The organism is Flavobacterium sp. CF108, from assembly GCF_900129795.1.
Lineage (GTDB): Bacteria > Bacteroidota > Bacteroidia > Flavobacteriales > Flavobacteriaceae > Flavobacterium.
The window spans coordinates 182,291-197,182 of the sequence record NZ_FQWW01000005.1; the positions used below are offsets into that span (position 1 = coordinate 182,291).

Here is a 14,892-nt window from a genome sequence, read left to right on the forward strand (position 1 = left end):
TAATTATGAAAACATACCAATTCAACACATGCCTGACCATCATGTTATCCAGTTTTCTGGCGGCAAGTTTAACGGCGCAGAAAAAGCAGACTAAAGCACCCGATTATAAGAGTGTAACCGTTTTTGTAACGGCAAAAAACACCGAGAATAAACTAACAAAAACCGAAACTTTATCGTTTTTTGATAAACCCCAGCCAACAGAAAAAGAAACTTCTGTTTTTGTTGATCCTTCAAAAACGTATCAAACTTTGTTAGGAATTGGCGGCGCACTTACTGACGCTTCCGCAGAAGTTTTTTACGCACTTCCAAAAGATAAACAAGAAGAAATCCTGATGGCTTATTACGATAAAGACAAAGGAATTGGTTATACTTTGGCCCGTACGAATATGCAAAGCTGTGATTTCTCAAGTGATATTTACAGTTATATTGCGGAAGGCGACAAAGATTTAAAAACCTTTGATATCAGCCACGACAGAAAATACAGGATTCCTTTGATTAAAGAAGCTATTGCAAAAGCCGGAGGAAAATTAACTTTATATGCTTCACCTTGGAGTCCGCCGGCGTGGATGAAAACCAACAATAATGTTTTACAGGGCGGAACTTTAAAACCAGAATACCACCAAAGCTGGGCTAACTTTTTTGTGAAGTTTATTAATGAATACGAAAAAGAAGGAATTCCTATTTGGGGTTATACTGTTCAAAATGAACCAATGGCGATTCAAAAATGGGAGTCGTGCATTTTTACTGCGGAGGAAGAACGTGATTTTATAAAAAACTTTCTTGGACCAACGATGCAAAAAGCAGGTTTATCTAAAAAGAAACTGATTATGTGGGATCACAATCGTGATTTAATGTATCAGCGTGTTAGTACTGTTTTAGAAGATAAAGATGCTGCAAAATATGTTTGGGGAGTTGGATATCACTGGTACGAAGACTGGATGAAAAACGGAATGAACTTTGAAGGCGAACGCCGCGTTGCAGAAGCTTTTCCAGACAAACCACTTATTCTTACGGAAGGCTGCGCGGCAGATTTTGATCAAAAATTATTAACGGAATGGAGTTACGGTGAAAAATACGGAATGTCGATGATAAACGATTTCAACATTGGAACGGTTGCCTGGACAGACTGGAATATTTTGCTGGATGAAAGAGGCGGACCAAATCACGTTCAAAACTTTTGCATGTCTCCTATTCACGCTGATTTAAAAACCGGAAAATTGATTTACACGAACGGATATTACTATTTAGGGCATTTTTCTAAATTCATTAAACCGGGTGCAAAACGTGTGGCTTGTAATTCGAGCAGCAATAAACTTTTGTCTACAGCTTTTGTAAATCAGGATAATAATCTTGAAGTTGTGGTAATGAACCAAACTGATAATGACGTAGAATATTTTCTATGGATAAAAGGAAAAGCTTCAAAAATAACGAGCCTTGCGCATTCTATCGCAACTTTAGAAATACGTTAGTTCTAAATTGACTACTATGAAAAAGGTATTATTTTTTCTGAATGTTTTTGTTTTGGTAAATTGTTTTTCAACGTTTGCTCAATCATCGGCTGAAAAGCCAAAACCTTTTAAAACGCAGCAAATTCCCGGAAAAATAGAATGTGAGTTTTATGATTTGGGAGGCGAAGGCGTTTCGTATCACGATACTGATGCCGTTAATAACGGAAGCGGAAAATTGAATCCGGTAAACGGAAATCCTTTAAACGAGTTCCGACTAAAAGAAGGTGTTGATATTTCGTATACCAAAACAGACAGTATTGACGATACGCCTTACACCAAAGTTCCGATTAAAATGAAACAGCTTTATGTGGGCTGGACGCAGCCAACGGAATGGATTAATTATACGGTTGAGGTTAAAAAATCCGGCACTTATAAAATTGGTGTTTTATATACGGCAAACGGAGACGGAACAATTTCTATTGCTGTAAACGGAAAAGACGCTACCGGAAACATGAAAATTGTTTCTACCCACGATGATAAAGATCCTGTTGCCTGGAGACAATGGCATCATTGGAACAGTTCTCAAAATATTGGTACAATTAAATTAGAAAAAGGAAAGCAATTGCTCACTTTACATATCGTAGAAAACGGTAATATGAATTTAGATTATTTGACCTTTACGCCCAATTAATAATAATTTCTGATTAGTTAACTTGATTTGACCGCACGATTCAAACCAAATTGTGTGGTCCTTTTTTTATAACTAAAAAATCCCCATTATTGCTAATGGAGATTTTTAGTTTTTATTCGCAATAAATAAACTTTAGGAGCTTATTTAGTATTATGAGTCAAATCTATATTGAAATTTGCATTTACAATTAAACCGCTATTGGTTTGAAATACATTTTGTGAATTAATTTGTCGTCCAAACTGTAAAATTTGATTAAGGTATCCAGCTTCTATCCTAACGGTTTTATTAAAGCGATATCCTAATAATACCCCTAATCTATTTTGATCAAATACATTGTTAGTTACGTTTTTTCCAAAACCAACAAAAATTTCATCATAAAGCGCAACGTAAGGCGTTTTGTCTTTAATTTCATTTCCTTTTAAAGGAACCTGCATTCTTATCATATAACGCATTCTATTGAATAAAGGAAACTCATCTTCATTTGTAATATCTGGAGAACTATATCTTCCTACAAATCTTTGTTCCAGCATAAAGCGATGAGAAAAATCGACAATACCTTCCTTATAGGATAATTGTATCATTTCAAAAATTCTATGTTCAGTAAAATCTCTGCCTAAGCCATTAATTGGGTATTCTCCGTAAGGAAAGGTTTCAATCCATGCATAACCAACTCTAAATAAAACACGCGGATTTAAATTGTAGTTAATACCAACTCTTAAAAGGCTTTGCTGCCAATCCGTTATTACGTTATCTCTGCGCCATTGATACTCGGTATGCAATCCAAATTTCTCAGACAATTTGAAAGTACCAAAATAGTTGTACCAGCCAATAGTGTTTTTGGTATTCAAGCGAGTATTTTGCCCAAATGTGTATTGAGCAAAAATGAACAAAATAACCGTGAAAAATAGTATTGTATTTCTTTTCATTATTTTAAAAACTCTAAAGTTCCGTCAGTAAGGTTATAAAATACCCCAACAATTTTTATTTCTCCTTTATCTTCCATTTCTTTTAGAATAGGACTTTTTTCTCTGATTTGCTGGATCGCATATTTTACATTATTTTCTGCAACGTACTTTACATATTCATCATTTTTAGATATTTTTTTGCCTTGAAAATCTTGGCTCATCTTTACAGCCGGTTTAATTTTTGCCAGCATAGCAGTTATGTTTCCAAGTTTTACATCATCGATAGCTCCTTTTATTGCACCACAATGCTGGTGTCCCATAACTAAAACGAGTTTAGCTCCGGCTAATTTACAGGCAAATTCCATACTGCCTAACTGGTCTTCATTTACAAAATTTCCTGCCACGCGACCTACAAATACATCACCCAGACCCTGATCAAAAACATCTTCGACCGGCACACGGCTGTCTAAACAGCTTAATATAACAGCCTTTGGAAACTGTCCCGGGGCAGATTTACGAACCTGTTCACTATGATCCCTTACTGTTGTAATACCTCTTCGAAATCTTTTGTTACCATCGATAAATTGTTGTAAAACTTCATCAGGTGTAAGTCTTATTTGTTCTTCTTTCGTCATTACATGAGATACAGGCTGTGTTTTTTCTTCTTGTTTATTACCTTGATTACAAGAAATTAGAAATACTGCCATTAAGGCCATTGTCAAAAGCTTTTTTTTCATTTGTTTTTAAAATTTTAATTATTAATTGGGGGTGTAGTTTGTAGATTTATGTTTTAAAAGTCTGGCTCTTTTTGTTTTGACAAAAGCATAAGTTTATAGGCTCAACTTTGTATTAAGTATAAAATAATCTTAGTATTATTTTATACTTAATACAAGTAAAGTAAATTTAAGATCTACTCTATTTAAAATTGAGATTGAATAAGAATTTATATCTTTTCAAAGTAAAGATAATTGGTACTGCTGCTTATATCGCGCAATCTAATCTGCGAGTTATTAAATTCAAACAATTTCCAGCTGTTATTCAATTTACTCAGTAACGCTGAACTAAAAGTCAGTTTTAATTCTCTAACATTATTTTGTACGGTACTTTCCCATTGACCCGTTTCTGAAGTTCCTGCTTTTGTAGCTACTACAGAGTTATCACTTTTAAACACAAAGGAATAACCGCTGTAAGAGGAAGTTTTTTCAGAATCATCAAAATAATACGGAATATCCCAGGAACCTTTCGTAATTACTTCATTCAAATCAAGCGTTACAATATTGTTTTCCGGGCAGTAATCAATTGCATATTTTATAGCATTTTCGAAATCCAGATTATTGCTAATGGTTTTCGTTTGGCCATGGTAATCTACTATCGAAATTGGATATTTTAAAGAAATATACTGACTGGCATTCAAATTTTTAATAAAATTAAAAAAGGCCTGATCGCTTATAATCGTTTGAGAACTTCCTATTTGATTAGCGCTGTTATAAATATTTATTGTTATCGGATAATTGATATTTAGTCCGTTAATTTTAGATAAAAGATCAGGATATTGATTCCAGTAATCAATTAAAGAATCAAAATCTGCTTGGTCAGGAATAAACTTTTCATAGTAATTATAGTATACCATCGTTACCGGAAAAGTTATATTTACAATATCATCATCAGTATTACTTGCATTAATATTATCTATTACTTTTTGATAATCAGCAGCACTGTTAACTGCAATTTGTTCGTTGTTAACCGTAACGGTGTAAGGAAACTTTATCATACAATAAGTAGATCCGTCAATTACATTATCCTGCACCGTCTGAACCATTGCAACTCTTTGCATATACGAAGTAAGAGGAGAAGCATTCGTAATTGTTCCTTGCGCATTATTATCATCCTGATCATCAGATTCGTGTTGACAAGACAATAAAAAAAAGAAAACTGCTATTGATAAATATTTTTTAAAAGGGAGCATATTTATATTTTTACAAAGGTAATAAATTTAAAGAAACTGGTTTTAAATAAATTAATATTAAGGGTTTCGGCCGCTTTTAATACTAAATTATCAAAAGCCAATAACATTTTATTCTTCTATAAAACAATCCGCATTGCTTTTACCCTACTTATACTAAAAAGAAATACTTTTGTACCAACCAATTGAAAATATAAATGCCAGTTAAAAACCAATTAAATACCTGCGATGAAATAATTTTTTCGTCTTTTTTCAAAAGTCATATAGTAGCACTTCGAAATTTTCTTTTTTACAAATTTGGCAATGTCAATCAGGCAGAAGATGTAGCACAGGAAGCATTTGTAAAACTTTGGCAAAACTGTGCATCTATACCGCTGGAAAAAGCAAAATCATATGTTTATACAGTTGCCAATAACAACAGTCTCAACGAAATTGCACATCAGAAAGTGGTTTTAAAGTATGAAAAAAATTTCACAGGTTTAGATAAAACAAATGAAAGTCCCGAATATATCCTGGAAGAAAAACAATTTCAGACTAAACTTTTGAAAGCTATTGAAAACTTAAACGAAAAACAGCGTGAAGCTTTTTTAATGCATAGAATTGACGGAAAAAAATACAGCGAAATTGCCGCAGACTTAAATATTAGTGTAAAGGCTGTAGAAAAACGCATTCATCTAGCTTTGTTAAGTTTACGCAAAGAAATTGATTTATAAAAAAAGTAGGGTAAATTTAGTTTTAATTGTTTTAATGATATAATACAATACAATGAAAAAAAATCGCTTATTAGCAAAATGGCTCAACAATGATTTATCTCCGGATGAATTAACTCAATTTGAGACAAGTCCCGATTTTGAAAAATACCAAAAAATTAAAGATTATACAGCTCATTTGGAAGTAGGTGATTTTGATCAAAACGCGATGTTGTCGAACATTTTGAGCCAGAAAAAAGCGGCTCCAAAAGTAATTCCGCTATACAAAAAATGGGCATTTAGAGCTGCTGCTGTATTTGTTCTGGCACTTGGTATTACGTTTGCGATGAAAGTTTTAATACCTCAAACAGAGACGGCAGATTTTGGAAAAAAGACTACTTTTTCATTACCTGATAATTCTGAAGTAGTATTAAATTCCGGTTCTGAAATAAAGTATAAAAAATGGAACTGGGACAACAACAGACATTTGGAATTAAAAGGAGAAGCTTATTTTAGAGTAGCCAAAGGACGAAAATTTGAAGTACAGACCAATCTTGGAAAAGTAACGGTTTTAGGAACTCAATTTAACGTTAAAGCTAGAAAAAACAGATTTGATGTTGTGTGTTATGAAGGACGTGTAAAAGTAAATTATGCTGATACTCAAATTTTATTAACTCACGGACAAAGCGTTAGTTTTGAAAACGGAAAACAAGTTAAAATAGACGTAAGTTCAACGCAGCCGGAATGGATTGGCAATCAACTATGTTTTTATAAAGAAAATATCAGAAGCCTTTTAGACGAAGTTGAAAGACAATATAATATTACAATCGAATTAAATACAAAAGATACAACATCATTATTTACAGGGAAGTTACCCGCTAAAGATTTAAACACAACATTGCAGATTATTAGTACAACTTATCATTTAGAGGCAAAACAAGTCTCAAAAAATAAAATAATTTTTGACGAAAAATAAATGTTGCTCTCAAAACGATTTCATTTTTTGTTTTGTCTATTTTTCCTTGTCCTAAACGTTTTTGCTCAGGACAAAGGGAAACTTGTGCCTTTTAAAAAAATAATAATTGAGATTGAACAACAGCATCAGGTTAGCTTTAATTATACTGAGGATAATATCGCCGGACTGGAATTAGTTCCACCAAAAAAATCACTTTCTTTAACAGAAAAACTGGAATATCTGGCTCAAAAAACCCATTTATCTTTTGAAAACATAAGCAATAAATTCATTAATGTTTATAAAAAAGAAAATGAAGAATCACTAATATGTGGTTATGTTTATTCTAATACGGATAAAAAACCAATTGAAAACGCTAATATTAGTCTCTCTAATAAAACTCAGGTTTCATCGGATGCAAACGGTTATTTTGAATTTAAAAAAGAAGACAAAAACATATTTTTAATCAGCCACGTAGGGTTTGAAACTAAAAAAATGACCGCAGACAATACCGACTCTAAAGATTGTCTTCAACTATTTTTAGAACCGGAAATCACGCAGCTTCAGGAAATTAAAACCAACGCCATTCTGGCTTCGGGGATTTCAAAAAGCAAAGATGGATCATTTGAAATTAAACCTAAGAAATTTGGTATTCTTCCCGGGCTTATCGAACCCGATGCTTTGCAAACTATGCAGCAAATTCCGGGTGTAAACAGTATTGATGAAAGCGTTTCGAGCATTAACGTTCGCGGCGGTACACACGACCAGAATTTATTTTTATGGAATGGTATACGAATGTTTCAAACGGGACATTTTTTTGGTTTAATATCGGCATTCAATCCTAATTTGGCACATACTATTTCTATTTATAAAAACGGAAGTTCTGCTTTTTACGGAGAAAGTGTTTCCAGCGTTGTGGCTATTTCGTCTACTCCTGAAACGGCTGAAAAAAACTCGTTTAGCGCAGGAATCAATATGATTAATGCTGATATTTATGGAAAATACAATCTTTCGAAAAAAAGTTATATCGAAATTTCGGCACGTAAATCGATTACTGATTTTGTAGAAACACCTACGTATAAAGAATATTTCGATAAAGTATTTCAAAACACTACAATTACTGATTTTTCAAATAAACAAAATGTCGATTATCAAAGTGACAAGAAATTTGGTTTTTACGATGCTACACTAAAATATGTTCAGAAAATAGGAACTAAAGACCAAATAGTATTAGATCTTATTACGATTAAAGACAACCTGGAAGTTTTTCAAAGTGCAACTTTAAATGACATAAACAGATCTGAAAATAATATTTTACGCCAGCAGAATTATGGCGGGAATTTAGCATGGAAAAGAAACTGGAACAGCTTCAATACAACTAAAATTAACATCTATAACTCAGCTTACGAACTTCGCGCCAATCAAAGAACGACCCTTGAAGATCAAATTGTTGTTCAGGAAAATACTGTATATAATAATGGTTTTAATTTAGAGAACAACCATATCATTAACCCTAAATTTACCTTTAACGATGGGTATCAATTTAACGAAATTGGCGTTACTAACCTAGAGCAGGTAACTAATCCTGATTTTTATCGCAGAGTGAAAGAAGTACTGAGAACCCATGCCTTAATTTTAGAAGGAAAATACAACGATACAATTTCCAGAATATATTTTACGGCAGGAACCCGTATTAATTATATTGAAAAATTTAAAAAATATATTGTAGAGCCGCGAATGCAGTTTAGCTATGGTATAACCAAAAGTCTAAATGCAGAACTGCTGGGCGAACTAAAAAGCCAAAATTCACAACAAATCATTAATTTACAAAAAGATTATTTTGGAATTGAAAAAAGGCGCTGGACTATCTCTAATAACACAACAATCCCTATCCAAAAAAGCAGACAAATATCTTTAAACTTATCTTATACAAAAAATAGCTGGCTTTTTGATATTGAAAATTTTTATAAAAAAGTAGTCGGAATTACAACTTCCAGCCAGGGTTTTCAAAACCAGTTAGAGTTTGTTAAAATTACCGGCGACTATGAAGTATGGGGAACAGAAATGCTTATTCAAAAAAAAATGAACCATTTTTTGACTTGGTTAAGCTATACGTATAATCATAATAATTATAAATTTTCTACTTACGAATACCCAATTTTTCCTAACAATTTTGAGCTAATGCATACCGCATCATGGGCAGGAATTTATGAGAAAAACAATTTTAAAATTGCTTTGGGAACAAAATGGACTTCGGGCAGACCAAAAACTCCGCCTGATAATTCTCAAATTGACCATTCAAATCCTATATTGGTTTATAACAGACCCAACAGCAGCAACGTGCATATTTTTTCGCAGGTTAACTTTTCCTCAACCTACAAATGGGAAACTGCCAATGGCATTCAATACAAATTAGGTATTTCTATTTTAAATATCCTAAACAGAAAAAATGAAATCAGCGAATATTACAGAATAAGTTCGCTGACAAATTCTATAGAAGAAGTCGAAACTTTTTCACTGCAAAGAACTCCAAACATGAGTTTTAGGGTTTCATTTTAACTTTATTCAGACAGGGATTCTAAAAAATCCTGTACTTCTTTTCATTTTTTTTCACAAAAACATCATTTTTTTGGTAGGGTAATCTTTATCAAAACTGTTTTACTATTGAATCTATCAAAAGAGTAAAAAATGATTCTCTTAAAAAACTTGATACCGTACCATCAAGGTTATATTTTTTATGACAGTTCGTAGCAGTAAACAATTTATTGAACGAGATTCATTAAAAACATGAGCAGCATCTTGATGTACAATCATTAAAACAAATCACTTTACTATTTCTGTAAAGTTTTTTATTTCTTTTTCGAAATAACTTAAATTAAAAACAATGAAACTAAAACAACTTAAATTCGCTGCAGCTCTTGTAATTACAACCTTCTTTTTAAGCTGCAGTAGTGACAGTGGAGACAGTGGGGACAATGGTGGAAATAATAATCCTCCAACTCCAGAAGTCAAAAAAGCTGTTAGCCTTGCTGCAAGTACTACATTAGGCTCTTACCTTGTAGATAAAGACGGAAGATCTCTATATTTTTTCTCAACAGATGCAAATGGACAAGTATCTTGTACTGGTGACTGTCTAAAAGTTTGGCCTCCATTTTTTGTAGATAATTTAACTGCAGATAAATTGGGTGCAGGATTATCATTATCAGATTTTGGAACTGTTAGTGTTGGTACACAAAAACAAGTTACTTACAAAGGATGGCCTTTATACTATTACTCACCAAGTTCTGGAGATGATGGATATGGAAACGTAACCAATACACCAGAAGCTGCCGGAAAAACAGGAGGAGACGGAATTGGCGGTATTTGGTTTATTGCAAAACCAGATTATTCTATCATGATTGTAAGAAGCCAGCTTGTTGGGCATGACGGTAAAAACTACAAATCAGATTATACGGTTGGAGATGGTGTTACAACATACTTTACTGATGCTAAAGGAATTACACTGTATACTTTTAAAAATGATAATTTCAAGAAAAATAATTTCACAAATGCAGATTTTTCAAACAATGCAGTCTGGCCGATATATGAAACAGACAAAATTGTAGTTCCTTCTGTTCTTGACAAATCTAAATTTTCTGTTATTACCGTATTTGGAAAATCACAATTGGTTTACAACGGCTGGCCTTTGTATTATTTTGGACAAGATGCAAACGTAAGAGGCGCTAACAAAGGAATCAGTTTCCCTGCTCCTGGTGTTTGGCCGGTTCCTGTAAAAGACATACCGCTTGCGATATAAGAACCTTAACATTCTTTAATTGTGTTTATAATGGACATTTAATTTCAAATTAATCCAATTGAAATTGAACTAATTTGAAATAATAAAAAGAAATTCTGATACACTGCTGTAAAATTTAAAATAATAAAATTGACATGAGTACAAAAAGAAAAATCACAATTTTGGTAGTGTTGTTAGTAATAAGTTTTGGCCCCTATTACATCTATCAAAACATTATTTACAAAGATGCCAGGGACATCAATAATGAAAAATCAATAGTTACTATTTCTGCTAAAAATTTAGAAAGCCAGTATGCGAAAAATGCTTCGCTGGCAGATTCAAAATACTTAAATAAAACAATTGAAATTGAAGGAACAGCTACAGAAGTTACTGATTCTTCGATGGTAATTGACGGAAAAGCATTTTGTAAAATGAATGAAATAGTAAAAACAAATTACATGAATAAACAAATCAATATAAAAGGAAGATGTATAGGTTATGATGATTTATTCGGAGTCGTAAAATTAGATCAATGCAGTATACAACAACACTAAATATGAAAAAAATATTCTTAATTGCCAGCTTTTTAATCTGCTTATATGCTAATGCTCAAGAAGATTTACTTAACAGTCTGGACTCGACACAAGTAGTTGATAAAAACGCAACTGCCACTTTTAAAGCGCTGCAGATTATTACACTGCAATCGACAAAACTAGCGGCCAAAAAAGAGCTCTATATTGTTATATCGCATCGATTTGGTTCGGTAAAAGGCGGAATCTCTGAATTTTTTGGTTTTGATGATGCCACTACAAAAATTGGTGGGATTTATGGTGTAACCGATTGGCTTTCTGTAAGCGCATCACGCCATACTTTGCTAAAAATTTACGAAACATCGGTTAAATATCGACTTGCCAGACAAAACGACGAATTTCCGTTTGACATTGTGGGCTACAATACAATCGATATTAACAGCGGATTAAAAAAAGACGATTATCCTAAAATTGGGTTTTCTGACCGATTAACGTATATCAATCAGCTTTTGATTTCAAGAAAATTCTCTAATAGATTATCTCTGGAACTGGCACCTTCATTCATCCATAAAAACTTATACAATCCGGATAATGAAAACGATGATCAATTTACGTTAAGCGCCGGCGGAAGATTAAAATTAACCAAAAGACTTTCTCTAAATCTTGAATACGGTGCGAATTTCAATAAACCTTCTTTTTATAACAATCCATTATCTGTTGGCCTGGACATAGAAACCGGTGGCCACGTTTTTCAATTAATTTTTACGAATTCGCAATCTATGACTGAAAGCGGTTATTTGACAAATGCAGCCGGCGATTGGGGAAAAGGCGATTTTTTCTTTGGATTTAATTTATATAGAGTTTTTTAAAAAGTATACAATATGAAAAAATATATCTTCTTATCTGGTATTATATTATCCTTATACGGCTGTGAATCGAACACTTATGAAAGTCTGCAGGAAGACCCGGTTGTAATAGTAGGCAAAGTTACTTACAATGCTAATGTTAAATCTATTATTGATGCAAACTGCATTGCCTGCCACAGCCCAAGTGGTGAAGCAAGTTTTACACCTTTAGTAACTTATGCGCAAGTTAAAAACGCCGTATTAAATACAGATTTATTAGACAGAATCCAGCGTCCAAACGGAGCTTCTGGACAAATGCCAAAAGGAGGCAGAATGCCTCAGGATAAAATAAATACAATTCTGCAATGGAATACGGATGGATTATTAGAAAGTGAAAATTAAATCAATAGAAAATGAAAAAACAAATTATACTGCTATTTTTATTTGTTGGAATATTTCATGTTTCGGCACAAAAATATGCGACAAAAACAGGAAACTTAAAGTTTGAAGCTTCTGTTGCTTCTTTTGAGGAAGTTGCTGCAGAAAACAAAAACACATCAGCCATTTTAGATTCAGGAACGGGAGATATTGCAGTGTTAACACTTATGAAAGGATTTCGGTTTAAAGTGGCCTTAATGGAAGAACATTTTAATGAAAATTATGTAGAATCGGATAAGTTTCCAAAAGCATCATTTAAAGGAAAAATCGAAGATTTTGATGCTTCAAAACTTTCATCAACAGCTAAAGCAGTTAAAATTTCGGGAGATTTAACGCTGCACGGAAAAACAAAAAAAATTACTGCAAATGCCAAAATTTCAAAATCTGATGATAAGATTACAGTAACAGGAAGTTTTGAGGCAAAAGCAGAAGACTTTGATATTGAAATTCCAAAACTGGTTTCTAAAAAAGTTGCAGATAAAGTAAATGTAAGTTTTAACCTGTCGCTTACAAAAATGTAATACTTTTTTTAGTTCATGGTTGTTAGTTATTTAAAAGTGCTAAATTTTTCAATTTAGCACTTTTATGTTTTTAAATGATTATTTCCCTACTGTTTGCTGCAACTGAGCAGGATAACGATCTCCCTGAATGGTAGTTTGAGCAAAAGCATCATCAATTTTTTTCACATCATCTACAGATAAATTAATGGAAGCTCCGCCAATGTTTTCTGTTAATCGGTGTGATTTTGTTGTTCCCGGAATTGGAGCAATCCAAGGTTTTTGTGCCAAAAGCCAGCCCAATGCGATTTGTGCAGGAGTTGCCTGTTTTTGAGAAGCAATTACAGATAATAAATCAACTAACTTTTGATTCGCTTTTCGGTTTTCTTCACTAAAACGAGGTAAATTATTTCTAAAATCTGTAGCTTCAAAACTGGTGCTTTCAGTTATTGCTCCAGTTAAAAACCCTCTTCCCAACGGACTAAACGGTACAAAACCAATTCCTAATTCTTCTAATACCGGTAAAACTTCTAATTCTGGTTCTCTCCACCAAATAGAATATTCACTTTGTAAAGCAGATACCGGTTGAACGGCATGTGCTTTTCTAATTGATGCTGCACCTGCTTCAGACATTCCAAAGTATTTTACTTTTCCTTCTTGGATCAAATCTTTAACCGTTCCAGCAACATCTTCAATCGGCACATTTTGATCGACTCTATGCTGGTAAAACAAATCAATAACATCCGTTTTTAAACGTCTTAAAGATTCTTCGGCAACAGCCCTGATATTTTCTGGTCTGCTGTCTTGTCCGTTAAAAGCCTGTCCGCCTTTAAAACCAAATTTGGTTGCAATAACAACATCTTTTCGAAACGGGGCCAGAGCCTCTCCTACCAGTTCTTCATTGGCAATACCATAAGCTTCAGCAGTATCAAAAAAAGTAATTCCCTGTTCGTATGCTTCTCTAATTAATTTTATCCCATGTTCTTTATCTATCGCTGTACCGTAAGCAAAGCTTAATCCCATACAGCCCAATCCTAATGCAGAAACCTCTAATCCTTGTGTTCCTAATATTCTCTTTTCCATGATTTTATTTATATAAAAGTTTATTGTTATTTTTAACAGTACAAATTTCCTTTAATAAAACCAGTCGTATATAATACAGATTACTGCTATTATTACCATTTTTACTGATTTGAATAATCACGCTAAGTTATTAAGAATCTGAATAGTATATTTGTGTAGATATTTTTTTTAAATAGATCATGGACCAATTAAAACTAGAACAAGTTACACAGTACAATCAGTTAAAAGGTGTTGAAACGCAGCATCCTTTAATTAGTGTTTTTGATAATTCTAATAGTAACGCATTACCCAATAATACGCGCCTGCACTTCGGTTTTTATGCTGTATTTTTAAAAGCAGGTCATTGCGGCGAATTAAAATACGGACGTAATAATTACGACTACGATGATGGTACAATGGTTTTTGTAGCACCCGGACAAGTGCTTGAGGTTAATAATACAGACAATTATAAATCGACAGGTTTGACCTTACTTTTTCATCCTGATTTGATAAAGGGAACTGCTCTGGCTAAAAATATAAATCAATATTCGTTTTTTTCTTATGATTCGCATGAAGCGCTTCATTTATCGTTAAAAGAACAGCAAATCATAAAAGATTTATTTAGTAAATTAGAATATGAATTAAGCCAGTCTATTGATAAACACAGCAAAAATATTATAAGCAATACAATTGATTTGCTTTTAAATCATTGCGTGCGTTTTTATGACAGACAGTTTATAACCCGCGAAAACATCAATTCTGATATTTTATCAAAATTTGAGAATTTGTTAAACGATTATTTTCAATCAGAAATGGCACAAGATTCAGGACTGCCTTCTGTTGGCTATTTTGCAGATCATTTGCATCTTTCTTCTAATTATTTTGGAGATTTAATCAAAAAAGAAACAGGGAAATCGGCTCAGGAACACATTCATCTTAAGTTGATAAATCTGGCCAAAGAACGAATTTTCGATGCAGAAAAATCAGTTAGTCAGATTGCCTCAGAATTAGGGTTTAAATATCCGCAGCATTTCAACCGAATGTTTAAAAAGAATACCGGTTACACACCAATTGAATATAGAAACCTAAACTAAACG

The 14,892-nt window shown here is 33.0% G+C and carries 15 protein-coding genes; 11 read left to right on the forward strand and 4 right to left on the reverse strand.

What is annotated here, in order from left to right:
- Positions 1 to 5: 5 nt before the first annotated feature.
- Together BUE10_RS14955 and BUE10_RS14960 are read left to right on the forward strand one after the other, a co-directional pair.
- The gene (locus BUE10_RS14955; protein ID WP_073486400.1) at positions 6 to 1,469 is read left to right on the forward strand and encodes a glycoside hydrolase family 30 protein; all 1,464 of its coding nucleotides are present in this window, start codon (positions 6 to 8) and stop codon (positions 1,467 to 1,469) included.
- 16 nt (positions 1,470 to 1,485) lie between these two features.
- Positions 1,486 to 2,139: a delta endotoxin C-terminal domain-containing protein gene (locus tag BUE10_RS14960; RefSeq protein ID WP_143055977.1), complete on the forward strand. Its 654-nt coding sequence runs from the start codon at positions 1,486 to 1,488 to the stop codon at positions 2,137 to 2,139.
- Positions 2,140 to 2,279: 140 nt separating this feature from the next.
- Here BUE10_RS14960 and BUE10_RS14965 read toward each other — a convergent pair whose 3' ends face one another.
- The 3 genes from BUE10_RS14965 to BUE10_RS14975 form a co-directional block, all read right to left on the reverse strand.
- The gene (locus BUE10_RS14965) at positions 2,280 to 3,065 is read right to left on the reverse strand and encodes a DUF2490 domain-containing protein (protein WP_073486402.1); all 786 of its coding nucleotides are present in this window, start codon (positions 3,063 to 3,065) and stop codon (positions 2,280 to 2,282) included.
- Positions 3,065 to 3,781: a carbonic anhydrase family protein gene (locus BUE10_RS14970; protein ID WP_073486404.1), complete on the reverse strand. Its 717-nt coding sequence runs from the start codon at positions 3,779 to 3,781 to the stop codon at positions 3,065 to 3,067. The genes BUE10_RS14965 and BUE10_RS14970 overlap by 1 nt, the downstream gene beginning before the upstream one ends.
- A gap of 206 nt (positions 3,782 to 3,987) precedes the next feature.
- On the reverse strand, positions 3,988 to 5,010 hold the full coding sequence (locus tag BUE10_RS14975) for a hypothetical protein (protein WP_073486406.1): 1,023 nt from the start codon (positions 5,008 to 5,010) through the stop codon (positions 3,988 to 3,990).
- A gap of 194 nt (positions 5,011 to 5,204) precedes the next feature.
- Here BUE10_RS14975 and BUE10_RS14980 point away from each other — a divergent pair, with 194 nt between their 5' ends.
- The 8 genes from BUE10_RS14980 to BUE10_RS15015 all read left to right on the forward strand — a co-directional run bounded on the left by BUE10_RS14980 (position 5,205) and on the right by BUE10_RS15015 (position 12,757).
- Positions 5,205 to 5,720 (forward strand): RNA polymerase sigma factor, encoded by a 516-nt coding sequence (locus BUE10_RS14980; protein WP_073486408.1) that lies wholly within the window; start codon positions 5,205 to 5,207, stop codon positions 5,718 to 5,720.
- Positions 5,721 to 5,772: 52 nt separating this feature from the next.
- A complete protein-coding gene (locus tag BUE10_RS14985) occupies positions 5,773 to 6,672 on the forward strand; it encodes a FecR family protein (protein WP_073486410.1) in 900 nt (299 codons plus the stop codon).
- A gap of 27 nt (positions 6,673 to 6,699) precedes the next feature.
- Positions 6,700 to 9,207: a TonB-dependent receptor gene (locus tag BUE10_RS14990; protein WP_234984750.1), complete on the forward strand. Its 2,508-nt coding sequence runs from the start codon at positions 6,700 to 6,702 to the stop codon at positions 9,205 to 9,207.
- 325 nt (positions 9,208 to 9,532) lie between these two features.
- Positions 9,533 to 10,444: a COG4315 family predicted lipoprotein gene (locus BUE10_RS14995; protein WP_073486414.1), complete on the forward strand. Its 912-nt coding sequence runs from the start codon at positions 9,533 to 9,535 to the stop codon at positions 10,442 to 10,444.
- 134 nt (positions 10,445 to 10,578) lie between these two features.
- On the forward strand, positions 10,579 to 10,977 hold the full coding sequence (locus tag BUE10_RS15000; protein WP_073486416.1) for an OB-fold protein: 399 nt from the start codon (positions 10,579 to 10,581) through the stop codon (positions 10,975 to 10,977).
- A 2-nt stretch (positions 10,978 to 10,979) separates the two neighbouring features.
- Complete coding sequence (locus tag BUE10_RS15005) at positions 10,980 to 11,822, forward strand: DUF5777 family beta-barrel protein (RefSeq protein ID WP_073486877.1); 843 nt, start codon at positions 10,980 to 10,982, stop codon at positions 11,820 to 11,822.
- A gap of 12 nt (positions 11,823 to 11,834) precedes the next feature.
- The gene (locus tag BUE10_RS15010; protein ID WP_073486418.1) at positions 11,835 to 12,200 is read left to right on the forward strand and encodes a hypothetical protein; all 366 of its coding nucleotides are present in this window, start codon (positions 11,835 to 11,837) and stop codon (positions 12,198 to 12,200) included.
- A gap of 11 nt (positions 12,201 to 12,211) precedes the next feature.
- Positions 12,212 to 12,757, forward strand: coding sequence for a YceI family protein (locus BUE10_RS15015; protein ID WP_073486420.1), 546 nt, complete (start codon positions 12,212 to 12,214; stop codon positions 12,755 to 12,757).
- 78 nt (positions 12,758 to 12,835) lie between these two features.
- Here the strand turns inward: BUE10_RS15015 and BUE10_RS15020 are convergent, their stop codons facing one another.
- On the reverse strand, positions 12,836 to 13,816 hold the full coding sequence (locus BUE10_RS15020; RefSeq protein ID WP_073486422.1) for an aldo/keto reductase: 981 nt from the start codon (positions 13,814 to 13,816) through the stop codon (positions 12,836 to 12,838).
- A 179-nt stretch (positions 13,817 to 13,995) separates the two neighbouring features.
- On the opposite strand from BUE10_RS15020, the gene BUE10_RS15025 reads away from it, so the two are divergent.
- Positions 13,996 to 14,889, forward strand: a complete 894-nt coding sequence (locus BUE10_RS15025; RefSeq protein WP_073486424.1) for a helix-turn-helix domain-containing protein — start codon at positions 13,996 to 13,998, stop codon at positions 14,887 to 14,889.
- Positions 14,890 to 14,892: the final 3 nt, after the last annotated feature.